Consider the following 26,079-nt stretch of genomic DNA (forward strand, 5'->3'; position numbering starts at 1 on the left):
AGCGCAGCGAACCCCAACGTTGCGCAGCCCATGCCGGCACGGTGTTGGGGTTGGCTGGGCGCACCCCCACCAACCCCCCCATCGGAGCCGAAAACGCAAACGCGGTCGTCGCGCGTCCAGATGCCGCCGTGCGCTTCGCGCACCGGGAATTTCGCGATCGGCTCGTAAGCCGGCGGGCACAGCGCCGCGCCGGTACGCAGGTCGAAGCGCGCGCCGTGGCGCGGGCACTCCACTTCGAAGCCGTGCACGTCGCCGCCGGCGAGATCGCCGCCGTCGTGCGTGCACAGGTCCTGTACCGCGTAGAGCTCGCCGTCGATGTTGTAGATGGCGATCGGTTCCTGGGTGACTTCGTCGTACACGACCTTGAACTCGCCGGGCAGCAGTTCCGCGCGCGTGCCGACGTAGGTCCAGCCGCTGACGTCCTCGCTCACGCCACGCCCCCGGCCAGCGTCTTCACCAGCCATTCGAAGCGCAAGTCGTCGCGGCGCGGAATGCCGAAGCGCTCGTCGCCGTAGGGGAACGGACGGAATTCGCCGGTGCGCTGGTAGCCGCGGCGCTCGTACCAGGCGATCAGTTCCGCGCGCTGCTCGATCACCGTCATGCGCATGGCCAGGCACTGCCAGCGCTCGCTCGCGTGGCGCTCGGCCTCAGCCAGCAGGGCCTTGCCGATGCCGCCGTTCTGCAGCAGCGGATTGACCGCGAACATGCCGAAATAGCCGGCCTCGCCCTGGCGCTCCACATGGCAGCAGGCCAGCAGTTCGCCGTCGCGCTCGGCCAGCAGCACCACGCTGTCGGCCTGCACCAGCAGCTCGGCCACGCCTTCGACATTGGTGCGGCGGCCGTCGAGCAGGTCGGATTCGGTGGTCCAGCCGAGCCGGCCCGAATCGCCGCGATAGGCGGATTCGACGAGGGCGACGATGGCGGGAACGTCGGCCGCGAGGGCCGGGCGGAACACGGGGAGGGAGGTCGTGGGCATAAGCGGAATCATAATGCCGCGCCGCCCTCTCCGGCCATGGCGCCGCGCTCAGTGCGGCGCGGCGACCAGCACCTGGAAGCCTTCCACCGGCTTACCCTTGCCGCTGGCTGTCGCCGCGGCGAGATAGACCTCATGCGTGGACGGATCCAGCGCCATGGTGCGCGCGCTCTTCTGCGTGGGCACATTGCCGAGCAGGCGGTAATGATCGGCATCGTCCTGTGCCACCACGCTGAGCACGCCGTCCTCGCCCGCCGAACCCAGCACGGTGCGGCGCGCGGCGTCGTAGATCACCGCGTCGGGGCCTTTGCCCATCTCCACCTTCGCCACCTGGTGGCCGTCGTGCGCGTCGGTGACGATCATCCAGCCGTTGTCGCATACCGAGAACAGACGTCCATGCGCCGCATCGAGCGCAAGGCCGGTCGGCCCGTCGCACGGCGCCATCGCCCATACCGCGGTGACTTTGCCGGCCTTGAGATCCACGCGCGCCAGCGCGTTCTTGTCTTCCAGATTCAGATACAGCAGGCCGTTCCCGTCGGCCACCGCGAATTCCGGACGGCCCGGCAGCGCGACGGTGGACAGCTCCTTGCCGGACTGCGCGTCGATCACGCTGAGGTTGTTGCTGCGGCCATTCATGGTGAGCAGATGGCCGGAAGCGCTGTCGAACAGAATCGCATCCGGGTTCTTGCCGCTGACCGCGATATGCCGGGTGACTTTGAGCGTCTGCGTATCGAACACGGTGACTTCGTCGCCGCGCCCGCTGCTGACGAAGGCCTCGTGCGTGGACGGCGACAGGGCCACGCCATGCGCATGCTGCATGCCGGCCACTTCGCCGGCCAGCTTGCCGCTGGCGGTATCCATCACCATCACCCGGTCGTCGCGGGCGATATAGAGACGATGCGCGGCGGCATCGAGGCTGAGGTAATCCCAGCCGCCCGGCCCGCCCAGCGCGTGGCGCGCGGCGACGGCATACGGCGCTTCGGAGGGTGCGGCCAGCGCGGGCAGCACGGTGGCGGCGAGCAGCAGCGGCAACAGGCGGATGGACGGCTTTTTCATGCGCAAAGTCCCGGCAAGGTGGTGGTCGACGCCTGAGCGTAGCGACCGCACCTTATGGTTCTTTTAGCGTGTGGTTTTCTGTGTAGTTTTCCTGGCGCGCCGCTCAGGCCAGGTTGTCCGCCGCGAACTCCCAGTGCACCAGCTGCCAGAACGCCTGCAGGTAGTTCGCGCGGGCGTTGCGGTAATCGATGTAGTACGCGTGTTCCCACACATCGGCCACCAGCAGCGGGCGATCCGCGCCGGTCAGCGGTGTACCCGCGTTGGAGGTGTTGACGATGGCCAGCTTGCCGTCCGGCCGCTGCACCAGCCAGGTCCAGCCCGAGCCGAACTGGGCGGCGCCGGATTTGGCGAACGCTTCCTTGAACGCGTCGAGCGAACCGAAGTCGCGCACGATCAGGTCGGCCAGCAGGCCTTGCGGCGCGCCGCCACCGCGCGGGCTCATCGAGTTCCAGTAGAAGCTATGGTTCCAGGCCTGCGCGGCATTGTTGAAGATCGCACCGGTGGAGCGGCGCACGATCTCCTCCAGCTCCAGATTTTCGAATTCACCGCCGGCGATCAGCGTGTTGAGGTTGGTGACGTAGGCGCGGTGGTGCTTGCCGTAGTGGTATTCCAGCGTCTGTGCCGAGATATGCGGCGCCAGGCCGTTGAGGTCGTAAGGCAGCGGCAGCAGTTCGATAGCCATGCGTAGCGTTCCTTAGGGTGCTTCGTTGGGGGAGGAATTCAGGCGCGGGCCGGCGCCGCGCGGCGCGCGACCGGCAGGCCCAGCGCGACCAGCAGCGCGAAGCCGCCAAGCAGCCACAGCGCCGCGGCGCGCGCACCGGGCACACCGCCCGGCTCGCTGAGGCCGGCGGCATTCGCCACCCAGCCGGCCACCGCCGCGCCGAGCGACATCGCATAGAGCTGCACGGTCGAGATCGACGAAGAAGCCAGCGCGCCCTCTTCCGCCGGCGCGGCTTCCAGCAGGCGCGTGAGCAGATGCGGCCAGGCCATGCCGATGCCGAGCCCGACGCAGGCGAGGAACAGGCACAGCGCCGCAAAGCCGATGCCTTGCGTGGCTTCGGCCGGCCGCTGCAGCTGCCAGGCGAGCAAGGCCAGCGCCACCGCCATCAGCAGCGGCCCGAAGCGGATGCAGCGCGCGCCGAAGGCATGGTCGCGGCCGGCGCTGAGCATGGAGCCGAAGCTCCAGCCGGCCGCCATCACCGCGGTGAGATAGCCGGCTTCCAGCGGCTCGTGGCCGAGGATCGTCTGCAGGAAATACGGCACGAAGATTTCGACCGTGCTGCCGATCACCAGCAGCGCCATCACCAGATAGAGCGAACGCAAACGCGAAGGCGCATACGAGCCGGTCGGCAGCAGGCGTGCCTGCGCGTTTCGATCCGCGCGCACGATCAAGGCCGCCAGCGCGAGACTGATGCCGATGCCCAGGCATTGCAGTGCGCGCGACGCGGCAAGGCTCGCCATCGACACCGCCAGCACCGACAAGGCGAGCAATGCCAGGCGCCCGCCCGGCACCGCCGCGCGCTCGCCGTCCGCCTGCGCGGAGGGCAGCCAGGCCAGCACGATCGCGCCCAGCACCGCCACCGCCGGCAGCAGGCTCCAGAACGCCCAGCGCCATTCGCCCAGCTGGGCGAACACGCCGCCGATCGCCGGCCCCGACAAGGTGGCGATGCCCCACATCGCCGAAACCAATCCCATCGCGCGCGACCACAGCGCCGGCTCGAACACCTGGCGGATCAGCACATAAGCCAGCGACACCAGCACGCCGCCGCCCAGCCCCTGCAGGCTGCGGCCCGCCAGCAGCCACGGCATCGACGGCGCGGCCGCGCAGACCAGCGCGCCGACGGAGAACACCGCCAGCCCGAGCAGATACGCACCTTTTCCGCCCAAGCGCCCGGCCAGCGCCGCCGCCAGCGTGGCGCCGATGATCGAGGCGACCACGAACAGCGTGGTGTTCCAGGCGTAGTACGCCAGCCCGCCGATGTCGCGCACGATCGACGGCATGATCGTGGTCACCACGTAGATATTGACCGCGTGCAGCGCCGTGCCACCCGCCAGCGCCACCGAACGGACGCCGTTGCGCCCCGAAAGAAGATCCGCCCAGGAGGCGGAAGCCGTAGCCGTTGCCATGCTTTCCTCGACAATGCGCGCCGGGCGCGCCAATATCCAAGTTACGACTTGGGATATTAGACCCATCCACGGGAATTAAACAAGCATGAGCTTGGATAATATCGAGACCAGCGAACGCATCCTGCGCCAGCTCAAGACCTTCGGCCCGCAAGGCAGCACCGCCCTGGCCGAAGCCCTGGGCGTCAGCACCGAGGCGATCCGCCAGCAAGTGCAGAAGCTGCTGGACGAACAACTGATCGCCGGCGAACAGGAACGCTCCACCGGCGCCGGCCGCCCCCGCCAGCTGTGGTCACTCACCGCCACCGGCCACGCCCGCTTCCCCGACGCCCATGCGCAACTGGCCGTCGACCTGATCGCCTCCGTCCGCGCCCTGTTCGGCGAAGCCGGCGTCGACAAACTGGTCGACGCCCGCCGCGAAGAAAACCGCCGCCAGTACCTCCAGACCACCGCCAGCGCACGCACCCTCGCCGACCGCATCCGCCGCCTCGCCGCCATCCGCGATCGCGAGGGCTACATGGCCCGCGCCGAAAAAGACGGCCGCGACTGGCTCCTGATCGAAGACCACTGCCCCATCTGCTCCGCCGCCCAAGCGTGCCAGGGCTTCTGCCGCGCCGAACTGGAGCTGTTCCAGGAAGTGCTGGGCGAAGAAGCAAGCGTAAAGCGCGAACAACACCTGCTCGCAGGCGCCCGCCGATGCGTGTATCGCATCAGCCCACGCAAGCCAGTGCTGACGCCAGTCAAACTCAGCTAATTCATTCGCAGCCGCTTGTCGCGACCTTCAGCGCACTACTCCGCCCGGCCCCTCACCCTGCCCTCTCCCCGGAGGGGAGAGGGGTGATGTCGTGAGGTATGCAGGAACGAAGAACAGAAGCTGGCCTCGATTCTTGAACATCCTCTTCGCAACGGCACGTTGAAGGACGCGTCACGTAAACGCACAGTCGTTTCGTGTCGACTCTGGTTAATCCGTTTACCACAGCCGCTCACTGCTCCTTCTAGTCGCGTCGCGAGCCTTGGCTCTGAGGCCATTTCTTTTGGGTTACTTTTTCTTTGGGCCAGCAAAGAAAAAGTGACTCGGGCGCCGGCAGGCGCACGAAATGCCCGCTGCATAAGCGGCCCATTCGCGATACCGCGAAAACCAAGCGATACAGAAACTGGATCCCGGCCTACGCCAGGATGACGAGCAAAACGACCAGCGTGAGTGACCTTCGACACTGTCGAACACTTCCCAAGGCTGCCTAGCCTGCGCGGCTAGCCGCGCCTCCTCGCGGCACCCGCCACCCAAGGGGACCCACCATGAAACACATCAAGCTGGCCCTGGCCATCTCCCTGACCCTGTCCACCGTCGCCATCGCCATCGCCGGCCCCGCCGGCAACCTCGACATCAAGGAACTGGACAAGAAAATCGCCCCCTGCGCCGACTTCAACGGCTTCGTCAACGCCAAGTGGGTCGCCGCCCACCCCATCCCGCCGGACCGCACCCGCTGGGGCTCCTTCGACGCCCTGCGCGAAGACAGCCTGAGCGCGCAGCGCACCATCGCCGAAGCCGCCGCCAGGCATCCGGCCCAAGCCCAGGCCGGTTCGATCGAACAGAAGATCGGCTACCTCTACGCCTCCGGCATGGACGAAGCGGCCATCGAGAAAGCCGGCTACGACCCGATCAAGCCGCAGCTCGCGCGCATCGGCGCGCTGAAGAACAGCGCCGACGTCGCCGCCTATATCCGCGACAGCTACGCGCGCGGCGACGGCGTGGCGTTCCGCTTTTCCGGCAGCCCGGACTTCAAGGACTCCAGCCGCCAGATCGCCTACGCCGGCCAGGGCGGCCTGGGCCTGCCTACCGCCGAGTACTACAGCAAGCCGGACTTCGCCAAGATCCGCGAGGCCTATGTCGCCCACGTCGCGCGCACGCTGCAGCTGGTCGGCGTGAACGCGGCCGATGCGCAGGCGCAGGCCAAGGCGGTGATGGCGTTCGAGACGCGACTGGCTGCCGCCTCGCTGCCGCCGGTGGAACTGCGCAAGCCGGAAAACCGCTATCACTACGTCAGCTTTGCCGACGCCGGCAAAGTCACGCCGCACTTCGACTGGGCGGCGTTCTTCCAGGCCCAGGGCGCGGACGTGAAGGACGGCTTCTCGCTGTCGCATCCGAAGTTCTTCGCCGAGTTCGACAAGATGCTGGCCGAAACGCCGGTCGCCGACTGGCAGGCCTACCTGCGCTTCCACGCGGTGGACAGCGCCGCGCCCTACCTGTCCACGGCCTTCCAGCAGGAAGACTTCGACTTCAACGCCAAGACGCTCAACGACCAGAAGGAAATGAAGGCGCGCTGGAAGCGCACGCTCGACGCGGTCAACGACAGCATGGGCATGGCGCTGGGCCAGCTCTACGTGGCGCGCTATTTCTCGGCCCAATCCAAGCAGCGCGCGCAGGGCCTGGTGGACAACCTGCGCGCCGCCTACAAGTCGCGCATCGAAAACCTGGAATGGATGAGCGCCGAGACCAAACAGAAAGCGCTGGAGAAGTGGGCCAGTTTCACGCCGAAGATCGGCTATCCGGACAAGTGGCGCGACTGGAGCGGCCTGACGCTGCAGGCCGGCGATTACTTCGGCAACGTGCAGGCGGCGGCCAAGTTCAACTACGACTACATGGTCGGCAAGATCGGCAAGCCGGTGGACCGCAGCGAATGGGGCATGACGCCGCAGACGGTGAACGCCTACTACAACGCGCAGAAGAACGAGATCGTGTTCCCCGCCGCCATCCTGCAGCCGCCGTTCTTCGACGCCAAGGTGGATGACGCGCTGAACTATGGCGGCATCGGTGCGGTAATCGGCCACGAGATGGGCCATGGCTACGACGACCAGGGCAGCAAGTTCGACGCCCAGGGCAACAACGTCAACTGGTGGACCGACGCCGACCGCAAGGCCTTCGACGAGCGCACCGCCAAGCTGGCCGCGCAGTTCAACGGCTACGAGGCGCTGCCCGGCAAGTTCGTCAACGGCCAGCTGACCATGGGCGAGAACATCGGCGACCTGGGCGGCCTCAACGCCGCCTACGATGCGCTGCAGATGGCGCTGGCGAAGAACCCCGCCGAAGCGAAGCAGAGCATCGACGGCTACACCCAGGACCAGCGCTTCTTCCTCAACTGGGCGCGCGTGTGGCGCGGCACCATCCGCGATGCCGCGCAGCTGACCCTGCTCAACACCGATCCGCACGCGCCGGCGAAATTCCGCGCGATCGGCGCGCCGTCGAACATGGCGGCCTTCGCGCAGGCGTTCCAGTGCAAGCCGGGGGACAAGATGGTGCGGTCGGGCGAGCAGCAGGTGAAGATCTGGTAAGCCCGAGCGATCGCTGAAAAAAAAACCGCGGGGACCGCCCGCGGTTTTTTTGTTACCTCAACGCTGGGCGGGGGACGTCACAGCAGCAGCTTGCGCACCTTCAGCAGCGCGGTGATGAAAGCGTCGATCTCTTCGCGCGTGTTGTAGAACGCCAGCGACGCGCGCAGCGTGGCCGGCACGCCGTAGAACTGCATCAGCGGATGCGCGCAATGATGGCCGGAACGCACGGCCACGCCCTGCAGGTCCAGCAGGGTGGCCAGGTCCGTCGCCTGGGCGCCGTCGATCAGGAAGGAGATCACCGGCTCCTTTTCCCTGGCCTCGCCGAAGATGCGCAGGCCGGGAATCTCGCGCAAGCGCTCGGTGGCATAGGCCAGCAGCTGCTGTTCCCAGGCATGGATGGCTTCGAAGCCGACCGAGGCGTAGTAGTCGATCGCCGCCGACACGCCGGCGAAGCCCGCGATATTCGGCGTGCCCGCTTCGAAGCGATGCGGCGGTTCGGCGAAGGTGGTGCCGCTGAAGCGCACCTCGCGGATCATCTCGCCGCCGCCGAAGAACGGCGGCATCGCCTGCAGCAGCTCCTTGCGCGCCCACAGCACGCCGGTACCGGTGGGCGCCAGCATCTTGTGGCCGGTGATCGCATAGAAATCGCAGCCCAGCGCCTGCACGTCCACCGGACGGTGCGGCACGGCCTGCGAGCCGTCCACCAGCAGCGGGATGCCGCGCTTGCGGCATTCGCGCGCCAGCTCGCGCACCGGATTGACGGTACCCAGCACGTTGGAGACATGGCCCACGCAGGCCAGCTTCACTTCGGGCGTGAGCAGCTTGAGGTATTCCTCCACGATCAGCTCGCCGCGCTCGTCGATCGGCGCCGGCTTCACGGTGGCCCCGCTGCGCGCGGCCACGATCTGCCACGGCACGATATTGGCGTGGTGATCCATCACGGTAGTGACGATGGCGTCGCCCGGCTGCAGCTGCGGCAAGGCGTAGCTGTAGGCCACCAGGTTGATCGCCTGGGTGGTGCCCGAGGTCAGCACGATCTCGTTGCGCGAACCGGCATTGAGGAACATCGCCAGCTTGTCGCGCGCACCTTCGTAGGCGGCAGTGGCTTCCTCGCCCAGCAGATGTACGGCGCGCGAGACATTGGCGTTGTGCAGCCGGTAATGCTGGTCCACCGCCTCGATCACGCTGTGCGGCTTCTGGCTGGTGTTGGCGTTGTCGAAATACACCAGCGGCTTGCCGTGCACGCTGCGCGCCAGCAGCGGGAAGTCGGCGCGGATGCGCTGCACGTCGAAGGCGGTGGGAAGCTGGGCTTGGGCGTTCATCGGCTGGGGATCCGGTGGCGTGGGCTTCATTCGGCCGGCAGGTGGGCCAGCAGCAGCTGTGAGACGTGCTCGCGCAGCGCTTCGTTCGGCATCGCCTGCAGCACGGCGCGGCAGAACGCGGCGGTGAGCATGGCGCGCGCCTCGGCGTGCGGGATGCCGCGCGAGCGCAGGTAGAACAAAGCGCGCTCGTCGAGCTGGCCGACCGTGGCACCGTGCGCGGCCTTCACTTCGTCGGCGTAGATTTCCAGTTCCGGCTTGGTGTCGATCTCGGCCAGCGCGGACAGCAGCAGGTTCTTGCTGCTGAGCGAGGCATCGCTGCCGTCGGCGCCTTCGGCCACCACGATGGCGCCGCGGAACACGCCGCGCGAACGCTGGTCGGCCACGCCGCGCCAGATGGATTCCGAAGCCGTGTTCAAGGCCGCGTGGCGCACCGCCAGCTGGGTGTCGACGTGCTGGCGGCCATGCAACGCGAACACGCCATGGGTGGCGAGGCGCGCTTCGTCGCCGGCCAGTTCCGCACGCAGGTCGTGGCGCACCAGGGCGCCACCGAGTTCCTGCACGTGCATGGCGGCATGGGCGTGCGCGCCGAGGCGGAGCTGGCTGCGGCGGATCAGGGTGGCGTCTTCGGCGGCGTCCTGCACGATGGCGTAGTCGAGCCGGGCGCCGTCGCGCAGCACCACGTCGCTGACCACGGTGGCCAGATGCTTCTGCGCGCCGAGGGAAGCGTGGTGTTCGACCAGGGCGAGTTCGGCGCCCTCTTCCAGTTCGACGATGGTGCGCAGATGCCAGGCGAGATCGCCTTCCGCCGGCGCGCCGACAAACAGCAGATGCACCGGCTTGGCGACCGCCGCGCCAGCGGCGACGCGCAGCACCACGCCGTCGCCGGCCAGCGCCGCATTCAGCCGCGCGAACGCGTCGCCGGCTTCGCGGTAGCGATGCGACAGCGCGAAGCGCAGGCCTTCGGCATCCTCGCGCAGCGCCTGCGACAGCGGACGCAGGCTCAGGCCCGCGGGCAGCCCGGCCAGCGAAGAGAGATCGGCGCGGAACGCACCGTTGACGAACACCAGCCGCGGACCGTCCACACCCGGCAAGGCCAGCGCCGCGACATCGACCGCACGCGTGGCCGCCTGCGCATCGCCATGCGCGAAGCGGCGCTGCGCCAGCGCGCGCAGCGCGGTGTATTTCCAGGCTTCCACGCGGGTGTCGGGCAGGCCGGCAGCGGCGAAGGCGTCGAGGTTCTCGCGCCGCGCCGCGTCCAGCCAGGCGACGCCGCTGCCGGGCAGGCGCGCCAGCGCCTCCGCTTCGGGCAGCGAGGCGACGAACGGCGTGCGCGCCGGTTCGCTCATGCCTGCGCTCCGGCGGGGCTGCGCTCGTTGACCCAGGCGTAGCCGTGTTCTTCCAGCTTCAGCGCCAGCGACTTGTCGCCGCTCTCGACGATGCGGCCATCGGCCAGCACGTGCACGAAGTCCGGCTCGATGTAATGCAGCAGGCGCTGGTAGTGGGTGATCATCAGGAAGGAGCGCTCGGCCGAACGCAGCGCGTTCACGCCCTGCGCCACCTGCTTGAGCGCGTCGATGTCCAGGCCGGAGTCGGTCTCGTCCAGGATCGCCAGCTTCGGTTCCAGCACGGCCATCTGGAAGATCTCGTTGCGCTTCTTCTCGCCGCCTGAGAAACCTTCGTTCACCGCACGGTGCAGCAGCTCGTCGGAGATCTGCATGATCTTCAGCTTCTCGCGCACCAGCTTGAGGAACTGCATGGAATCGAGTTCCGCCTCGCCGCGCTGCTTGCGCTGCGCATTGAGCGCGGCGCGCAGGAAGTAGGTGTTGTTCACGCCGGGGATTTCCACCGGATACTGCAGCGCCAGGAACACGCCGGCGGCGGCGCGCTCTTCCGGCTCCAGCGCCAGCAGGTCGCGGCCTTCGAACGTCACCGAGCCTTCGGTCACCTCATAGCCGTCGCGGCCGGAGAGCACGTTGCCCAGGGTGGACTTGCCGGCGCCGTTCGGGCCCATGATGGCGTGCACCTCGCCGGGGTTCACGGTGAGCGTGAGGCCCTTGAGGATGGACTTGCCCTCGACGCGGGCGTGCAGGTTCTCGATCTTCAGCATGTCACTTCAAATCCGCGGAGTTCTTGATGGAGCCGGAGCAGGTGTCGCCTTCCTGGGCGCCGTCCAGCCAGACCTTGAGTTGTTCGGTGCGCTGGCGGGTGAGCTTCGCCTTGGCGCCGGTGTAGCAGGTGGGGTACATGCTGCCGTACTGGACGCGGGCGTCCTGGCCCTTGGCCACCGGATAGAGCGCTTCCAGCTCGGCGTCGCGGAACTGCAGCCACAGGCGCTGCGAGGCCTTGAGCTTGTCCAGGAACTGCGGCTGGTCCTTGTACTTGGCCAGGATGCTTTTCCACACGCTGTTGAGTTCGGCGTCGGCCTTGCTGAAATCGGCGCCGGCGCAGGCGTCGATCTCCAGCTGCGTACCCGGCGCCTTGCAGTCGGGCTGCTGCGCCACGGCCGCCAGCGGCAGCGCGGCGCAAACAAGGAAAACGAGCGCGCGCTTCATCCGACGGCTCCTTCCAGCGACACCTCGAGCAGCTTCTTCGCTTCCACCGCGAATTCCATCGGCAGCTCGCGGAACACCTGCTTGCAGAAACCGTCGACGATCATCGACACGGCGTCTTCCTCGCTGATGCCGCGGCTGCGGCAATAGAACAGCTGGTCGTCGGAGATCTTCGAGGTGGTGGCCTCGTGCTCGACGATGGCGCTGGGGTTCTTCACTTCCATGTACGGGAAAGTGTGCGCGCCGCAGCGCTTGCCGATCAGCAGCGAATCGCACTGCGTGTAGTTGCGCGCGCCCTCGGCGCCCTTCTCCACTTTCACCAGGCCGCGGTAGGCATTCGAGCTGCGGCCGGCGCTGATGCCCTTGGAGACGATCTTCGACTTGGTGTGCTTGCCGATGTGGATCATCTTGGTGCCGGTGTCGGCCTGCTGGCGATGGTGGGTGAGCGCCACCGAATAGAACTCGCCCACCGAGCGGTCGCCGCGCAGCACGCAGCTGGGGTATTTCCAGGTGACGGCCGAACCGGTTTCCACCTGGGTCCAGGAAATTTTCGAATCCGCGCCGCGGCAGTCGCCGCGCTTGGTCACGAAGTTGTAGATGCCGCCGACGCCGTTCTCGTCGCCCGGATACCAGTTCTGCACCGTGGAGTATTTGATCTGCGCGCGTTCCAGCGCAACCAGTTCCACCACCGCGGCGTGCAGCTGGTTCTCGTCGCGCATCGGCGCGGTGCAGCCTTCCAGGTAGGACACGTAGGCGTCGTCCTCGCACACGATCAGGGTGCGCTCGAACTGTCCGGTGTTCATCGCGTTGATGCGGAAGTAGGTGGACAGCTCCATCGGGCAGCGCACGCCCTTGGGCACGAATACGAAGGAGCCGTCGGAGAACACGGCGGAATTCAGCGCGGCGAAGTAGTTGTCGCCGGTGGGCACCACGCTGCCCAGGTATTGCTGCACCAGGTCGCCGTGCTCGCGGATCGCCTCGCTCATCGAGCAGAAGATCACGCCGGCCGCGGCCAGCTCCTTGCGGAAGGTGGTGCCGACGGAGACCGAGTCGAACACCGCGTCCACCGCCACGCCGGCCAGCTTGGCGCGCTCGTGCAGCGGCACGCCGAGCTTGTCGTAGGTTTCCAGCAGCTTCGGATCGACTTCGTCCAGCGACTTGGGGCCGGCCTTGGGCGCGGCGTAGTAGCTGATCGACTGGTAGTCGATCGGCGAGAGGTTCAGCTTGGCCCAGTCCGGCGACGGCATGGTCAGCCAGTGGCGATAGGCCTTCAGTCGCCACTCGGTCATCCATTCGGGCTCCTGCTTGATCGCAGAGAGCTGGCGGATGATGTCCTCGTTGAGGCCGGGCGGCAGGCTGGTGGTTTCGATGTCGGTGACGAAGCCGGCCTCGTAGCGGCGGCCTAGCGCTTCCGCTACTTCGGCGTTGTCGCGCAGCAGCGTGGCGGCGCTGGCTTCGACGGCCGTGTTGCTGGGTTCGTGAGTCATGCGGTGGTCCTGCTTTTCAGGGTGCTGAGTGCGACGGTCGCCACCGGCGGCGCGGGTTGCGGCTTGAGCATGTCGGCGAGGCTGACGGCGCGCAGGGCGTTGTCGACCACGTGGCTCACCAGCCGCCAGCTGCCGCGCACGTTGCATTGCGATTCGCGCTCGCACTGCCCCGTGGCGACGCCGCATTCGGTCATGCCGATCGGTCCTTCCATCGCTTCCACAATCTGCGCCAGCGAGATCGCCTCGGCCGGACGCGCCAGCCGGTAGCCGCCGTTGACGCCGCGGAACGATTCGACCAGCCCCGCGTGGCTCAGCGACTTCAGCAGCTTGCTCACGGTGGGCAGCTCCAGCCGCGCCTCGTCGGCGATCTGCGCGGTGCTGAGCACGTCGTGCGGATGCACGGCGATGCAGGTCATCACCACCGTGGCGTAATCGGTAAGGCGGCTGACGCGGAGCATGGGGACGGAAGGCGGCGGAGATCGGGGAATCGGGACCAAAATGGTACGGATTAAGCGGGTTCGGGTCAATCGCGCGGCGTTGCACCAAACACGGGCAGCCGGCGTCGCGGACGCGCCAAAGCAGCGCTTGATCGGACAAATCGCTGCGCTAAGTCATTGAATCTTTGAACACCGGGACAGCCTCGCCGACTGGCACGCAACGTGCTGCGCCGCCACATATCAATCCGCCATGGGGAAAGCGCCGGATGAAGTGGCTTACCGCGATCATCAAACCCTTCACGCTGGACGACGTCCGGCAAGCCCTGTCCGAGACCGGCATCGCCGGCATGACGGTCACCGAGGTCAAGGGCTTCGGCCGCCAGCACGGCCATACCGAGCTGTACCGCGGCGCCGAGTACGTGGTGGATTTCCTGCCCAAGCTGAAGATCGAGGTGGCGGTGGCCGACGAGCAGCTGGAGCAGGCGATCGAGGCGATCAGCGGCGCGGCGCGCACCGGCAAGATCGGCGACGGCAAGATCTTCGTCAGCGAGCTGGAACAGGCGATCCGCATCCGCACCATGGAGGTGGACAACGATGCGCTGTAAGCCACGCCAGATCGCCGCCGCCCTGGCCGGCAGCCTGCTCGCCCTGCCCGCCTGGAGCCAGGCCGCGGCACCGGCGCATATCGACAGCGGCGACACCGCCTGGATGCTCACCGCCACGGCGCTCGTGCTGCTGATGACCATCCCGGGCCTGGCGCTGTTCTACGGCGGCATGGTGCGCGCGAAGAACCTGCTGTCGGTGCTGATGCAGTGCTTCGCCATCACCGCGATGGTGACGGTGCTGTGGATCGTCTACGGCTATTCGCTGGCCTTCAGCACGGTGGGCATGCAGGCCGGCAGCACCGGTTGGCATTCCATCATCGGCGGACTCGATCGCGCGATGCTGGCCGGCCTCAAGCCCGACTCGCGCTACCAGACGGTACCCGAGGCGGTATTCGTGATGTTCCAGATGACCTTCGCCATCATCACGCCCGCGCTGATCGTCGGCGCCTATGCGGAGCGCATGAAGTTCAGCGCCATGCTGTGGTTCAGCGGCTTGTGGCTGACCTTCGTCTATCTGCCGGTGGCGCACATGGTGTGGAGCGGCCCGGGTTCGCTGCTGGGCGACCTGGGCGTGCTGGATTTCGCCGGCGGCACGGTGGTGCATATCAATGCCGGTATCGCCGGCCTGATCGCCTGCCTGGTGATCGGCAAGCGCCGCGGTTTTCCGCAGGTGCCGATGCCGCCGCACAACCTCGGCTACACGGTGATCGGCGCCAGCCTGCTGTGGCTGGGCTGGTTCGGTTTCAATGCAGGCTCCGCGGTGGCCGCCAACGGCAGCGCCGGCATGGCCATGCTGGTGACGCAGATCGCCACCGCCGCCGCCGCGCTGGGCTGGCTGGTGGCCGAGTGGGTGGTGCACGGAAGGCCCAGCGTGCTGGGCATCGTGTCGGGCGCGGTGGCGGGACTGGTGGCGGTGACGCCGGCGGCCGGCACCGCGGGGCCGGGCGGATCGCTGGTGCTGGGCTTTGTCGCCGGTGTGGTGTGCTTCTTCAGCGCCACGCGGCTTAAGCACAAGTTCGGCTACGACGACTCGCTCGACGTGTTCGGCGTGCACGCGGTGGCGGGCATCCTCGGCGGCCTGCTGACCGGCCCGCTGGCTTCGCCGGCGCTGGGCGGCTTCGGCACGGTGACCTCGCTGTGGGGCCAGCTGTGGATCCAGGCCAAGGGCGTGGGCTTCACCATCGCGTGGAGCGCCGTGTTGAGCTTCGTGCTGCTGAAGCTGATCGACAAGACGCTGGGCCTGCGCGTGGACGACGAGCAGGAAATGATGGGGCTGGATATCGCGCTGCACGAAGAGAAGGCTTACAACCTCTCCTGAGACAACACACGCGGCGTAGGTTGGGGTGAGCGCCGCGAACCCCAACGATGCGCTGCGGTTGGGGTTCGCTGCGCTCACCCCAACCTACGCCAGCTTGTGGATTGGCCAGGTCTGGCGGCGGCCGCTAAGCTGCCCGCCATGACCGACCGCTCCGCCGCCCGCCTCGCCTGGGCCCGCTCCGTTCTCGACGATGCCACGCTCACGCTGGAATCGGCTTCCTCCGACGCCAGCTTCCGCAGCTACTGGCGCACGCACCATCAAGGCAGCAGCTGGATCGTGATGGACTCGCCGCCGGACCGCGAAGACCCGCGTCCGTGGCTGGCCATCGGCGAACGCCTCGCCGCCGCGGGCCTGCATGTGCCGGCGGTGCGCGCGAAGGACCTGCAGCAGGGTTTCCTGCTGATCGAAGACCTCGGCCACCAGCTGTATCTGTCGGCGTTGAACGAGCGCAACGCCGACGCGCTGTACGGCGATGCGATGGATGCGCTGCTGCGGATGCAGACGCGCATGGACTACCGCGATCTGCCGCCGTTCGACCGCGAGGTGCTGGTGCGCGGCCTCGAAGTGATGCCGGAATGGTTTCTCACCCGCCACCTGGGCCATACGCCCAGTGGCGAAGAGCGGAAGGTGCTGGAAGCAGCGTTCGAGCTGATCGTCGGGAATGCGCTGGAACAGCCGCGCTGCTTCGTGCATCGCGACTATCACAGCCGCAACCTGCTGGTCGTCGAACGCAACAATCCCGGCGTGATCGATTTCCAGGGCGCGCTCGCCGGCCCCATCACCTACGACCTCGCCTCGCTGCTGCGCGACGCCTACATCGTGTGGCCGCGCGAACGCATCGAAGCCTGGGTGGAGTTGTACCGCCAGCGCCTGCTCGGCGCCGGCACGATCGACGCGAAGGTGGATGCCGCACGCTTCCTGCGCTGGTTCGACCTCACCGGCCTGCACCGCCACGTGCGCGTGCTCGGCCAGTTCTATCGGCTGTGGTATCGCGACGGCAAGCCGGGGTATCTCGCCGACGTGCCGACGGTCTATCGCTACGTCAGCACGGTGGCGGGCAGCTATCCGGAACTGGCGGACTTCGCCGCGCTGCTGGAACGCCACGCGGCCGGCCGCGACCTTACCCAGGTGGCCGCATGAGGCACGCACTGATCTTTGCCGCCGGCCTGGGCGAGCGCATGCGCCCGCTCACCGACCGAACCCCCAAGCCGCTGCTCATGGCAGGCGGCAAGCCGCTGATCGCGTGGCATCTGGAAAAGCTCGCGGCGGTGGGCGTGCACTACGTGGTGATCAACACCTCGCATCTGGCGGACCAGTTCCCGGAGGCGCTGGGCGATGGTTCGCGCTGGGGCCTGCGCATCCGCTACGCCTACGAAGGGCCCACGCCGCTGGAAACCGGCGGCGGCATGCTCAATGCGCTGCCGCTGCTGGGGCCGGAACCATTCATCGCGGTCAGCGCCGATATCTACTGCGATTACGACTACGCGAAGTTGCCATTGGAACCTGCCGGGCTCGCCCACCTGGTGATGGTGCCGAATCCGGATTGGCACGCCGCGGGCGACTTCGTGCTGCACGATGGCCAGCTGCAGGAACAAGGCGCGGGCGAGCGGCTCACCTTCGGCAATATCGGCGTGTACCGGCCGCAGTTCGTGCACGGCCATGCGCCCGGGCGCTTCAAGCTGCTGCCGCTGTACCAGCAGGCGATGCGCGATCACCAGCTCAGCGGCGAACGCTACGACGGTTTCTGGCGCAACCTCGGCACCCCGGCCCAGCTGGCGGAGCTGGACGCGCACCTGCGCGGCTGAACCGGGCGCGCCCGCAAAATCCTGCCGGCCTTGGATGGCGCCGCCGCCGGGCGGTATTCTGTACTGACCGGTTCTGTAGCAAGCTCGCACTTCACCTGCAGGATCGTCCGTCTCTTCTTGCAAGGTTTCGCCGATGGCCGAACTCTGGTCCCGTCTCGTCGATTGGTTCGCCGGGCATGGCGTGCTTCCCGTGCTGCAGCTGCTGCATCTGCAGGGGCTGGCGGGCGACCCCAAGGACATCGCCGAATCGCTGCTGATCGCCAGCTTGCAGCTGGGCATCATCGGCTTGATCTTCCGCCCGCTGGAAACCCTGCTGCCCGCCGAGCGCTGGGCCGACCGCAAGCTCACCCGCGTGGATTTCCAGTACACGCTGATGATGCTGGTCGGCATCTTTCCGGTCTTCAGCTTCCTGGTGCTGACGCCGATCGCCAATTACTTCGGCGGCCCGGATACCGGCCCCTCCGACGCCAGCGTCTCGCCGCTCGCCATCACGCACTGGGTGCCGTGGCTGAAGCAGCACCCGTGGCTGCTGTTCGCCTGCTATTACGTCGTCTACGACCTGGTCTATTACTGGATGCACCGCCTGCAGCACGCCCTGCCCTGGTGGTGGGCGCTGCACAGCATGCATCACAGCCAGCGCCAGATGAGCTGCTGGACCAACGACCGCGGCAGCCTGGTCGACGGCTTCCTGCAGTCGATGGTGCTGGCCACGGTCGGCATCGTGATGGGAGTGGAGCCGGACCAGTTCGCGTGGCTGGTGCTGCTGGGCGAACTGGTACAGAACTTCTCGCACGCGAATGTGCGCATCGGCTTCGGGCCGGTGTTCGGGCGCGTCTTCGTCGATCCGAAATTCCACCGGCTGCACCACATGCTGGTGGATCCGGAACGACCGGGCCTGCACAACTGCAACTTCGGCCAGGTGCTGTCGGTGTGGGACGTGCTGTTCGGCACCTCGCTCTACGGCATGGCGCCGCGGCCGACCGGTGTGGGCGATCCTACGGTGGATGCGGATAACGAGCATGGCCTGATCGGCTTGCACTGGGCCGCGTTCAAGCGGTTCTGGGGTGCGGTGCGGCGGCCGGCGGGATGGAAGCTGGGCGAGGTGGCGTTCGGGCCGGGGTATGAACCTATCCCGGTGGAGCAATGGGATGGACACATACGGAATCACTCACCGCCGCCGGAACCGCTTGCCGATCCGCTGCCGGATGAAACACGGCCGGTTCCAAGCACCAGCTGACATCGCTGCCCAAGAAAGAAAGCCCGCCGAAGCGGGCTTTTTTATGCGTTGTGCTACTGGATCAACCAGGACAGGCAATCGCCGCCTTCCGCCTGGCAATCATGTTCGTTCGGCGGATAACTCTCGCTGCCGGCGATATGCACGCTGGGCTGCAAGGACGGAAGAAACGCCGGCGTGGGAATACCGCATGAAGCCAGAGAGCAGGAAGCGGCATCCGTCATGCCCGGAGGGAGATGATCGGTACGGGTATTGCGCACGCCGGCCGGCTGCGACGCCACCTGCCTGGGCACGCAGACCCAGCCCGGACCGTCGGTGGCTCCATAGCACAGGTCTCCGACGATCATGACGCTGGTATTGCACAAGGTCACGTCTTCGCGCCAATAGATGCTGGTGACGCCTGCCGCCTTTCGTGGCGTCGCCGTGCTGCAACCGAGCAGCGATTGTCCGATGACGTTTCCGGAGGCATCGAAATACGTGAAGTTCTCAGCGTACGCCCACGCGGCGAAAGCGCTGCCGGTGAAGAAGGTCAAGACCAGTCCGCACAAAATGCTTATCACACGAAGCTTCATCGCTTATCCCTCTGCTGATGTTTCTGTGATGGGGAACGCCCGATAGACCGGTGAGCCGTATAGCCGTCTATTCGAGCCGTTCGACTCTAGTCCCGCCGATGGGCAACAGCAAGCCGCGACATTTACTGCACCGCCATCCATAGCCCGGGCAATAAAACGCCGAACGAATCGACTGCACAAAAAAAAGCCGCCGGGATTTCCCCGGCGGCTCTGTGTTGCTGCACTGATCGCTCGATCAGAAGTCGTACGTCACACCGAAGCGGACATAGCGCGGGGTCTGCGAGCTGATCGGACGCAGGTAGCTCGAGCTGGTCGAGATCGCGTAGACCTGCGTGGTGGTCTGCTTGTTCAGCACGTTGTAGACCATCACGTTGAAGCCCAGCTTCTTGTCCGCCCATTCCGGACGGTACTCGGCGCTGACGCTCAGCAGGTAGGTCCACGGGTTGCGGGTGGTGCCCGGCGACCACGGCTTGCCGTCGCAGAAGTGGTAGTACGGACCGTAGCCGAGACCCGGGTTGGTCGCGTCCTCGCCGTACAGGCCGAGGCAGGTGCGCGGCGTGCCGGACAGGATCGCGACGTTACCGGAAACCATCCACTCCGGAGCGATCTGGTACGAGCCGTAGGCCTTGATCTGGTGACGACGGTCGTTCGAGAGCGAGCCGTTGGCGTAGTCCATGACCTGGGCGTAATCCCAGTCCACCGTCGCCGAGACGTCGGTCTGGCCGATATCCGAACGCACCTGGCCTTCCGAGTTGCCGAAGCTATGCGACCACACGTAGTCCACGCGGCCGTACCACTTGCCGTCGAACGGATGCTCCAGGAACAGGTTCAGGCCGTAGTACTTGCGCTTCATCGTGGTGTTGAAGCCGAAGTCCTTCTTCCAGTCCATCGGCACGGTGTAGTAGCCACCGCCGAGCTTCGGCACCAGGAAGTCCGCGGTCTTGCCCGGGTTGATCAGGATGCTGCCCGGAACCTGGGTCGCGTCGTACGTGGCCGGGTCGATGCCCATCTCGTTCATCTTGCGCAGGATCGAGACGTTGTCGCCGATGTCGTCGATCGCGTTGCGCAGCTTGCGGTACGTGGCCTTGGCGCCGTAGACCCACGAGTCGCCCAGCTTCTTGTCGAAGCCGAGGATGAACTCGTCCTGGTACTCGGACTTCAGGTTACGCTCGGAAGCGACGTTCGGATCGCGCGGCTGGCCGTACTCGCCGTTGGCGGAGAACGGAGCGCCCGCGCCGCGGCTGGTGTCGATCGGGGTCAGACCGGTCGGCACGCCGTTGGCGTCGATACCCGTGTAGGTGAAGTACTCGCGGGTGTACAGCGAGGAACCCGCCGAACGCAGGGCCACGCTGGTCGGCATCGCCAGGTAGTAGCGGCCGGCGTTGCCGTAGACCTTGAAGCTGGAGTCGCCGTAGACGTCCCAGCTGAAGCCCACGCGCGGAGCCCACTGCGGCTTGGTCAGGCGCAGGTACGGCGCACCGGAAGCACCGAAGTTGGTGAACTGGTCGTTGCGCAGGCCGATCTTGACCAGCCAGCGGTCGTTGATCTGCCAGTCGTCCTGCAGGTACTGGGCGCGCTGCTGCACGCGGACCGAGGCGTTGTCGTGGTAGCGGTAGCGGGCCACGTAGTAGCCGGTCTCACCACCTGCCTGCGAGCCGGTGTTGGCCACCCACGGCGAGTTGCGCCAGTCGGCACCGGCCTGTGCGGTACCCGGGCCACCGATGATGTAGGTGTCCGGATCGCCGTCCATGGTGTTGTATTCCCAGGCGTAGCCGAGGCCACTGGTCGGGAACTGGGTACCGGCGTCGGTGTTGCGCACGTCCTGGTTGTCGATACCGCCGGTGATGGTGTGGTCACCGAGCTTGTAGGTCAGGTCGACGCGCAGGTTGGTGTTGGTGGTCTTGTGACCCGGCAGGTTGATCGTCGAAACCGTCTGGTTGTTCGTGATCGGGTTGCCGCCGTTGAGATCCGGATTCTGGTTCTCGGTGGTGAACAGGTACGGGTTGGTCGGATCGTAGCCGGGCGTGTCGGTGTAGTACTTGCCCTTCATCTTGCCGTACTGCACCGACAGGGTCAGGTCATCGGTGATGTAGCTGGTGAACTTCGTCGTGTACAGATTGAACGAGTTCTTGACCGCCGTGTCGTAGCTGTTGAAGGAGCCTTCCTTCAGCGTGCCGTAGTCGAAGTTGTTCAGCGTGCCGTTGTACGACGACTTGTTGGAGACGCCGGTCACTTCGAGGATGTTGCTGTCGGTGATGTTCCAGTCCAGCTTGCCGTACCACTTCGGGCTGTTGATCTTGCCGTGGTCGACGAACGGAGCGGTGTTCGGGCCGACGCCGGCAGCCGAGCTCAGGCTGGTGTTCTTGCCCTGCTCACGCTCGTATTCGGCGGCCAGGAAGAAGAACAGCTTGTCCTTGACCAGCGGACCGCCGACATAGGCGGAGTACGTGGTGGTCCAGGACTTGTTGTCGTTGCGGTACTGGCGGAGCTTGCCGTTCGAACCGTCCTTGTTGACGTAGTAGTAGTTCTTCGGGTCGCTCTCGAGCGAGGTCGGGGTCCACAGGATCTGACCGCCGAAGTGCCACTCGTTGGTGCCGCGCTTGCCGACCTGGCTGATCACGCCGCCGTCCGAACGGCCGTAAGCCGCGCCGTAGCCGCCGGTGAGGATTTCCTGCTGGTCGATCGCGCCGTAGGGCAGGCTCAGGCCGCCCAGGCCGCTCAGCGGGTCGGTGGTGTTGAAGCCGTTGATGTAGTACGCGTTCTCCGTCACCGACGAACCGCCGAACGAAACCAGCGGGCCGCCCATGTTGCCGGAGAAGTAGCTGCTGCCCTGGACCACGCCCGGGGCCAGCAGCGCGATCGCTTCGGCGCTGCGCGCGAGCGGCAGGCGAGCCAGCTGCTGGGAGGTGATCACCGTGCGCGAGTCGACGCCGGAGACGTCGATGGCCGGCAGCGCGTTGGCCGTCACCGTCACGGCGGACAGCGACGAGGCGTTGTTGGCCGAGGCGAACGAGACTTCCGTGGTCGAACCGACGGTCAGGGTGACGTCCTTGCGGGTGTCGACCGTGGAGCCGCCCTTCTGCAGGGTGACGGTGTAGGAACCGACCGGCAGGTTGGTGGCGCTGTAGCGACCGCTGGCGTCGACCGTCACCTGGCGGTTCAGGCCGGTGGCGCTGGTGATCGTCACGGTGTCGCCGGCTTCAGCCTGACCGGTGATGTTGCCGGTGGTGGCCTGGCCGAACGCAACGCCGGACACGCCGGCCATGATCAGCGCAGCGGCAAGCGCCGTGTGACGCAGATAGCCGCGATTCAAGGAACGAAAACTCATTTGGATCTCCCCGAAAACGCCCACGTGGGGTGTGGGCAAAATTGAGCAAAACCGCCCGCAATGCGGGCGATAGGCCAAAAGTTTGCAAAGACTGCGTCTGTAGGTAACTCCCCCTGCAGACTGCCCCTCTGCGTTCCCCTCTGCGGCGACGATTTCTTGCGGGCCTCCCGTGGCTGTAAGCAAGCTGTCGTCTGACTGTCGCATCAGGAACATCCCGAAAATAACGTCGACCGTTACATCAAGTCAACATTTACTTAATGAATCGCACAGCGCTGCGGTTTTCAAGCCATCGCCATTCCCCCCTTTTGCGCCCGAACCTGCGAACGCCGGAAATACCGCACTGCAATACGCTGAGCCGTTTCGCAATATCTTGCGTGGCAATGCGGCAAGTAATCGCGGCCATGCGATTAATCCCAATTGAAATGGGCAATCGGGGATTAAGTCGCTAATCGAATTGCCGTACCCGGCGCCAGTGCCGCGCATAAAAAAAGCCCGGCGCAAGGCCGGGCTTTTCAGGGTGCTATCGCAATGCCTTACGGGCGCCGCGCCAGCTCCGGGTTCTCCTTGGTCTGCGGCATCAGGTCCTGCTTGGACACGCCCAGCCACAACAGGATCGGGCTGGCCACGAAGATGGACGAGAGCGTGCCGACCAGGATGCCGATCAGCATGGTGATGGCGAAGCCCTGCACCACCGCGCCGCCGATGAAGTACAGCGCGGCCATGGTGATGGCGGTGAACAGCGAGGTGATGATGGTTCGCGACAGCGTGCTGTTGATCGAGCGGTTCAGCACTTCCACCGGCTCGGCCTTGCGCGCCAGGCGGAACAGTTCGCGGATACGGTCGAACACCACCACCTTGTCGTTGATGGAGTAGCCGATCACCGCCAGCACCGAGGCCAGCACGGTCAGGTCGAACTCGCGGCCGGTGATCACCAGCACGCCCAGGGTCACCAGCACGTCGTGCACCTCGGTGGCCAGCGCGGCGATGGCGAAGCGCCGCTCGAAGCGCACCCACAGGTACAGGCCGATGCCCAGGATGACCAGGCCCGCGGCCATGGTGCCGTCGCTGCGCAGTTCGTCGCCGACCTGCGAGCTGACCGAGGAGCGGCTCTTGAGCTGGGCATCGGGACGCACGGCCTTCAGCGCCCCGCTGACGACGGCCGAGACCTTGTCCAGGTTCACCTTGCCCTGGTCCAGCATGGCCGCGGTGGGCTGCATGCGGATCGAGACTTCCTTGGTGCCGCCCAGGCTCTGCACCACGGCGTGCTCCATGCCCGCCTTGGCCAGCGCCTCGCGCACGTCGGCCACGGCCACCGGCTGCTGGTAGCTGATCTCGGCGGAGATGCCGCCGGTGAAGTCCAGGCCGTAGTTGAGGCCGCGGGAGACCAGCAGGGCGATCGACACGAGCATCAGCAGCACGGCGATGCCGATGCTGACCTTGCGCATGCCCAGGAAGTTGACGTTCGCGTTGTGGTTGAAGATTTCCATGATTGCCAGTTCCTCTTCAGACCGACAGCGTCTTGAGTTTGCGGTGGCCGTGGATCAGCAAGGTGATCGCATGGGTCAGGGTCACCGAGGTGAACATCGAGGTCAGGATGCCGATCAGCAGCGTCACGCCGAAGCCGCGGATCGGGCCGGAGCCCATCGTGGTCAGCGCCAGCGCGGCGATCAGGTGGGTGACGTTGGCGTCCAGGATGGTCGCCCAGGCCTTCTCGTAGCCGGCGCGGATCGCGGCGTGCGGCGAGGAACCGTTACGCAACTCTTCGCGTACGCGTTCGCAGATCAGCACGTTGGCGTCGATCGCCATGCCCAGCGTCAGCACGATACCGGCGATGCCCGGCATGGTCAGGGTCACCCCGACCAGCGACATCACCGCCACCAGGATCACCAGGTTGAAGAACAGCGCGATGTCGGCCACCAGGCCGAACAGCTTGTAGTAGATGGCCGCGGCCAGCAGCACCAGGCCCAGGCCGATCAGCACGGCCTTCATGCCCTTGGCGATGTTGTCCTGGCCCAGGCTCGGGCCGATCACGCGCTCCTCGACGATGTCGATCGGCGCGGCCAGCGAACCGCCCTTCAGCAGCAGGGCCAGCTCGGAAGCTTCCTTGGCGCTGCGCAGGCCGGTGGTCTGGAAGTTCTTGCCGAACACGCCGTTGACGGTGGCGTAGTTGATCACTTCCTCGGTGATCTTCGGCGTGCGCACTTCCTTGCCGTCGACCAGCTTGGTTTCGACCACGCGCTCGACATAGACCACGCCCATCGGCTTGCCGACGTTGCTGGTGGTGAAATCGAGCATCTTCTTGGCGCCGGCGGCATTGAGCGTGACCGACACCATCGGCGAGCCGCTCTGCTGCTCGGTGCCCGAGGAGGCGTCGACCAGCTGGTCGCCGGTGACGATGATCTTCTTGCTCAGCAGCACCGGGTTGCCGCGGGTGTCCTTGTACAGGCGCGCGTCCGGCGGCACGTTGCCGGTGTTCTTGGCATCCACCGCCTGCTGCGGGGTGCCGTAGCCGGCGCGGTATTCCAGGGTGGCGGTGGCGCCGATCAGCTTCTTGGCCTCGGCGGTGTCCTGCACGCCGGCCAGCTCGACGATGATGCGGCTGTCGCCCTGCTGCTGGATGATCGGCTCGGACACGCCCAGCGCATTGATACGGTTGCGCAGGGTGCCCAGGTTCTGGCGCACGGCGTTGAGCGAAAGCTCGCGCAGCTTGTCCGGGCGCAGCACGGCATTGAGCACGAAGCGGTCGCCGGTGACCTGGCCGTCCTGGGTGCTGAGGTCCGGGTATTCGGCGGCGATCGCATTGGCCGCCGCGGTGCGGTCGGCGGCGGAGCGCAGCACCACGGCCACGCCCTGGCCGCGCACGGCATTGCGGCTGACCGAGTCGTAGCGGACGTTCTTCTCGCGCAGCATGCTGCGGATGTCGTCGGCGTAGCGCGTTTCCTGCTTGTCGACCACGTCGTTCTGGTCCACTTCCATCAGGAAGTGCACGCCGCCCTGCAGGTCCAGGCCCAGCGGCATGGAGTTCGCATGGATCATGGACAGCCAGCGCGGCACGGTGGACTTGAGGTTGAAGGCCACGGTGTAGTCGTCGCCCAGCGCGGCCTTGATGGCGTCGCCGGCGCTCTTCTGCACGTCGGCGTTGCCGAAGCTCACCAGCAGGTGGTCGTTCTGCAGCTCCACGCTCTGGTAGGCCAGGTTCTGCTGCTTGAGCGCGTACAGCGCCTTTTCCTGCAGCGCCTGGTTGACCACGCCGTTGCGGTTGGCCGTGACCTGCACCGCCGGCTGCGGCAGGAACGCGTTAGGCAACGCGTAGACGATGCCCAGCACCAAAACGATGGCGACCAGGAAAAATTTCCAGCGAGGAAAATCACTCATGCCTTGCATCCGTCAAAAGCCGCGGCACGGGGGCCGCGGCGGTAGCATCGTTCGCGTTGCGGCGAGGCCGTCCGCCCCCGCGGGACGGCCTTAGGCGGATGTCGCCGCCCGATGGCCCGATCCCTCAGGACGACTTCAGCGAGCCCTTCGGCAGCACCTGGGACACGGCGCCCTTCTGCACCTTGATCTTCACGTTCGGCGCGATCTCGAGGGTGATGAAGGACTCGCCCACCTCGTCCACGCGGCCGGCCAGACCGCCGTTGGTCACCACTTCGTCGCCCTTGGCCAGGGCCGTGACCATGGCGCGGTGCTCCTTCTGCCGCTTCATCTGCGGGCGGATCATCAGGAAGTAGAACACCACGAACAGCAGGATCAGCGGGCCGAAGGTCATCAGCGGGTTCGGCGCCTGGGCACCGGCGGCCGGTGCGGCCTGGGCGATCACGAAAGTGCTGGGAAAGTTCATCTTCTTGTCTCGTAAGTAGCGGTCCCGGCTGAAATTTCTGCCGGAGGCCTGAAAAAGATCGTGGATTATGCCATGCCCCCCGGTGCTCACGCACACGGGCC

22 protein-coding genes and 1 pseudogene are annotated in these 26,079 nt (G+C 66.4%); 7 read left to right on the top strand and 16 right to left on the bottom strand.

Annotation, left to right across the window (positions count from 1 at the left end):
- Window positions 1–101: 101 nt before the first annotated feature.
- From KK141_RS16080 to KK141_RS16100, 5 genes and pseudogenes are all read right to left on the bottom strand, one after another.
- Window positions 102–464: pseudogene (locus tag KK141_RS16080) on the bottom strand (non-heme iron oxygenase ferredoxin subunit); the annotation flags it as partial.
- The gene (locus KK141_RS16085) at window positions 428–976 is read right to left on the bottom strand and encodes a GNAT family N-acetyltransferase (protein ID WP_214572161.1); all 549 of its coding nucleotides are present in this window, start codon (window positions 974–976) and stop codon (window positions 428–430) included. The pseudogene KK141_RS16080 and the gene KK141_RS16085, both read right to left, overlap by 37 nt.
- Window positions 977–1,024: 48 nt before the next feature.
- Complete coding sequence (locus KK141_RS16090; RefSeq protein ID WP_214572162.1) at window positions 1,025–2,029, bottom strand: YncE family protein; 1,005 nt, start codon at window positions 2,027–2,029, stop codon at window positions 1,025–1,027.
- A gap of 103 nt (window positions 2,030–2,132) precedes the next feature.
- Window positions 2,133–2,711: a Fe-Mn family superoxide dismutase gene (locus tag KK141_RS16095; protein ID WP_214572163.1), complete on the bottom strand. Its 579-nt coding sequence runs from the start codon at window positions 2,709–2,711 to the stop codon at window positions 2,133–2,135.
- Window positions 2,712–2,749: 38 nt separating this feature from the next.
- Complete coding sequence (locus KK141_RS16100) at window positions 2,750–4,156, bottom strand: MFS transporter (RefSeq protein WP_214572164.1); 1,407 nt, start codon at window positions 4,154–4,156, stop codon at window positions 2,750–2,752.
- An 85-nt stretch (window positions 4,157–4,241) separates the two neighbouring features.
- Between KK141_RS16100 and KK141_RS16105 the strand changes: the two genes are divergently transcribed.
- Both KK141_RS16105 and KK141_RS16110 read left to right on the top strand, forming a co-directional pair.
- Window positions 4,242–4,907, top strand: coding sequence for a hypothetical protein (locus KK141_RS16105; protein ID WP_214572165.1), 666 nt, complete (start codon window positions 4,242–4,244; stop codon window positions 4,905–4,907).
- A gap of 542 nt (window positions 4,908–5,449) precedes the next feature.
- Window positions 5,450–7,483 (top strand): M13-type metalloendopeptidase, encoded by a 2,034-nt coding sequence (locus KK141_RS16110; RefSeq protein WP_214572166.1) that lies wholly within the window; start codon window positions 5,450–5,452, stop codon window positions 7,481–7,483.
- Between the two features lie 77 nt (window positions 7,484–7,560).
- Here the strand turns inward: KK141_RS16110 and KK141_RS16115 are convergent, their stop codons facing one another.
- The 6 genes from KK141_RS16115 to KK141_RS16140 are packed head-to-tail and all read right to left on the bottom strand — an operon-like array spanning window position 7,561 to window position 13,299.
- The gene (locus KK141_RS16115; protein WP_214572167.1) at window positions 7,561–8,805 is read right to left on the bottom strand and encodes a cysteine desulfurase; all 1,245 of its coding nucleotides are present in this window, start codon (window positions 8,803–8,805) and stop codon (window positions 7,561–7,563) included.
- Between the two features lie 26 nt (window positions 8,806–8,831).
- The gene (gene sufD, locus KK141_RS16120; protein ID WP_214572168.1) at window positions 8,832–10,151 is read right to left on the bottom strand and encodes a Fe-S cluster assembly protein SufD; all 1,320 of its coding nucleotides are present in this window, start codon (window positions 10,149–10,151) and stop codon (window positions 8,832–8,834) included.
- Window positions 10,148–10,912, bottom strand: coding sequence for a Fe-S cluster assembly ATPase SufC (sufC, locus tag KK141_RS16125; protein WP_214572169.1), 765 nt, complete (start codon window positions 10,910–10,912; stop codon window positions 10,148–10,150). Before sufC ends, sufD begins: the two co-directional genes overlap by 4 nt.
- 1 nt (window position 10,913) lies before the next feature.
- Window positions 10,914–11,357 (bottom strand): lysozyme inhibitor LprI family protein, encoded by a 444-nt coding sequence (locus KK141_RS16130; RefSeq protein WP_214572170.1) that lies wholly within the window; start codon window positions 11,355–11,357, stop codon window positions 10,914–10,916.
- On the bottom strand, window positions 11,354–12,841 hold the full coding sequence (gene sufB, locus KK141_RS16135; protein WP_214572171.1) for a Fe-S cluster assembly protein SufB: 1,488 nt from the start codon (window positions 12,839–12,841) through the stop codon (window positions 11,354–11,356). Before sufB ends, KK141_RS16130 begins: the two co-directional genes overlap by 4 nt.
- The gene (locus KK141_RS16140) at window positions 12,838–13,299 is read right to left on the bottom strand and encodes an SUF system Fe-S cluster assembly regulator (RefSeq protein ID WP_167252163.1); all 462 of its coding nucleotides are present in this window, start codon (window positions 13,297–13,299) and stop codon (window positions 12,838–12,840) included. The genes sufB and KK141_RS16140 overlap by 4 nt, the downstream gene beginning before the upstream one ends.
- 245 nt (window positions 13,300–13,544) lie before the next feature.
- Between KK141_RS16140 and KK141_RS16145 the strand changes: the two genes are divergently transcribed.
- The 5 genes from KK141_RS16145 (at window position 13,545) to KK141_RS16165 (ending at window position 18,243) form a co-directional block, all read left to right on the top strand.
- Window positions 13,545–13,883: a P-II family nitrogen regulator gene (locus KK141_RS16145; RefSeq protein ID WP_214572172.1), complete on the top strand. Its 339-nt coding sequence runs from the start codon at window positions 13,545–13,547 to the stop codon at window positions 13,881–13,883.
- Entirely contained in the window at window positions 13,873–15,201 is a 1,329-nt protein-coding gene (locus tag KK141_RS16150; protein WP_214572173.1) for an ammonium transporter, read from the top strand. The genes KK141_RS16145 and KK141_RS16150 overlap by 11 nt, the downstream gene beginning before the upstream one ends.
- Window positions 15,202–15,330: 129 nt before the next feature.
- Window positions 15,331–16,341, top strand: a complete 1,011-nt coding sequence (locus KK141_RS16155) for a phosphotransferase (protein ID WP_214572258.1) — start codon at window positions 15,331–15,333, stop codon at window positions 16,339–16,341.
- Complete coding sequence (gene murU / locus KK141_RS16160) at window positions 16,338–17,006, top strand: N-acetylmuramate alpha-1-phosphate uridylyltransferase MurU (protein ID WP_214572174.1); 669 nt, start codon at window positions 16,338–16,340, stop codon at window positions 17,004–17,006. The genes KK141_RS16155 and murU overlap by 4 nt, the downstream gene beginning before the upstream one ends.
- 133 nt (window positions 17,007–17,139) lie before the next feature.
- Entirely contained in the window at window positions 17,140–18,243 is a 1,104-nt protein-coding gene (locus KK141_RS16165; protein WP_214572175.1) for a sterol desaturase family protein, read from the top strand.
- Between the two features lie 53 nt (window positions 18,244–18,296).
- Here KK141_RS16165 and KK141_RS16170 read toward each other — a convergent pair whose 3' ends face one another.
- From KK141_RS16170 to yajC, 5 genes are all read right to left on the bottom strand, one after another.
- Window positions 18,297–18,812 carry a hypothetical protein gene (locus tag KK141_RS16170; RefSeq protein ID WP_214572176.1) on the bottom strand — a complete coding sequence of 172 codons (516 nt, stop codon included), beginning with the start codon at window positions 18,810–18,812 and terminating at the stop codon, window positions 18,297–18,299.
- Between the two features lie 235 nt (window positions 18,813–19,047).
- Complete coding sequence (locus KK141_RS16175) at window positions 19,048–22,140, bottom strand: TonB-dependent receptor (protein WP_214572177.1); 3,093 nt, start codon at window positions 22,138–22,140, stop codon at window positions 19,048–19,050.
- Between the two features lie 533 nt (window positions 22,141–22,673).
- Window positions 22,674–23,627: a protein translocase subunit SecF gene (secF, locus tag KK141_RS16180; RefSeq protein WP_214572178.1), complete on the bottom strand. Its 954-nt coding sequence runs from the start codon at window positions 23,625–23,627 to the stop codon at window positions 22,674–22,676.
- A gap of 16 nt (window positions 23,628–23,643) precedes the next feature.
- Window positions 23,644–25,515 (bottom strand): protein translocase subunit SecD, encoded by a 1,872-nt coding sequence (gene secD, locus KK141_RS16185; protein ID WP_214572179.1) that lies wholly within the window; start codon window positions 25,513–25,515, stop codon window positions 23,644–23,646.
- Window positions 25,516–25,639: 124 nt separating this feature from the next.
- Window positions 25,640–25,978: a preprotein translocase subunit YajC gene (gene yajC / locus KK141_RS16190; protein WP_214572180.1), complete on the bottom strand. Its 339-nt coding sequence runs from the start codon at window positions 25,976–25,978 to the stop codon at window positions 25,640–25,642.
- Window positions 25,979–26,079: the final 101 nt, after the last annotated feature.

This window comes from Dyella sp. LX-66, assembly GCF_018599165.1.
Lineage (GTDB): Bacteria > Pseudomonadota > Gammaproteobacteria > Xanthomonadales > Rhodanobacteraceae > Dyella_D > Dyella_D marensis.

Excerpts from the sequence above, each read along its gene's own strand:
- KK141_RS16085 (WP_214572161.1), bottom strand. The coding sequence starts at position 976 with ATGCCCACGACCTCCCTCCCCGTGTTCCGCCCGGCCCTCGCGGCCGAC.
- KK141_RS16090 (WP_214572162.1), bottom strand. The coding sequence starts at position 2,029 with ATGAAAAAGCCGTCCATCCGCCTGTTGCCGCTGCTGCTCGCCGCCACC.
- KK141_RS16095 (WP_214572163.1), bottom strand. The coding sequence starts at position 2,711 with ATGGCTATCGAACTGCTGCCGCTGCCTTACGACCTCAACGGCCTGGCG.
- KK141_RS16100 (WP_214572164.1), bottom strand. The coding sequence starts at position 4,156 with ATGGCAACGGCTACGGCTTCCGCCTCCTGGGCGGATCTTCTTTCGGGG.
- KK141_RS16105 (WP_214572165.1), top strand. The coding sequence starts at position 4,242 with ATGAGCTTGGATAATATCGAGACCAGCGAACGCATCCTGCGCCAGCTC.
- KK141_RS16110 (WP_214572166.1), top strand. The coding sequence starts at position 5,450 with ATGAAACACATCAAGCTGGCCCTGGCCATCTCCCTGACCCTGTCCACC.
- KK141_RS16115 (WP_214572167.1), bottom strand. The coding sequence starts at position 8,805 with ATGAACGCCCAAGCCCAGCTTCCCACCGCCTTCGACGTGCAGCGCATC.
- sufD (WP_214572168.1), bottom strand. The coding sequence starts at position 10,151 with ATGAGCGAACCGGCGCGCACGCCGTTCGTCGCCTCGCTGCCCGAAGCG.
- sufC (WP_214572169.1), bottom strand. The coding sequence starts at position 10,912 with ATGCTGAAGATCGAGAACCTGCACGCCCGCGTCGAGGGCAAGTCCATC.
- KK141_RS16130 (WP_214572170.1), bottom strand. The coding sequence starts at position 11,357 with ATGAAGCGCGCGCTCGTTTTCCTTGTTTGCGCCGCGCTGCCGCTGGCG.
- sufB (WP_214572171.1), bottom strand. The coding sequence starts at position 12,841 with ATGACTCACGAACCCAGCAACACGGCCGTCGAAGCCAGCGCCGCCACG.
- KK141_RS16140 (WP_167252163.1), bottom strand. The coding sequence starts at position 13,299 with ATGCTCCGCGTCAGCCGCCTTACCGATTACGCCACGGTGGTGATGACC.
- KK141_RS16145 (WP_214572172.1), top strand. The coding sequence starts at position 13,545 with ATGAAGTGGCTTACCGCGATCATCAAACCCTTCACGCTGGACGACGTC.
- KK141_RS16150 (WP_214572173.1), top strand. The coding sequence starts at position 13,873 with ATGCGCTGTAAGCCACGCCAGATCGCCGCCGCCCTGGCCGGCAGCCTG.
- murU (WP_214572174.1), top strand. The coding sequence starts at position 16,338 with ATGAGGCACGCACTGATCTTTGCCGCCGGCCTGGGCGAGCGCATGCGC.
- KK141_RS16165 (WP_214572175.1), top strand. The coding sequence starts at position 17,140 with ATGGCCGAACTCTGGTCCCGTCTCGTCGATTGGTTCGCCGGGCATGGC.
- KK141_RS16170 (WP_214572176.1), bottom strand. The coding sequence starts at position 18,812 with ATGAAGCTTCGTGTGATAAGCATTTTGTGCGGACTGGTCTTGACCTTC.
- KK141_RS16175 (WP_214572177.1), bottom strand. The coding sequence starts at position 22,140 with ATGAGTTTTCGTTCCTTGAATCGCGGCTATCTGCGTCACACGGCGCTT.
- secF (WP_214572178.1), bottom strand. The coding sequence starts at position 23,627 with ATGGAAATCTTCAACCACAACGCGAACGTCAACTTCCTGGGCATGCGC.
- secD (WP_214572179.1), bottom strand. The coding sequence starts at position 25,515 with ATGAGTGATTTTCCTCGCTGGAAATTTTTCCTGGTCGCCATCGTTTTG.
- yajC (WP_214572180.1), bottom strand. The coding sequence starts at position 25,978 with ATGAACTTTCCCAGCACTTTCGTGATCGCCCAGGCCGCACCGGCCGCC.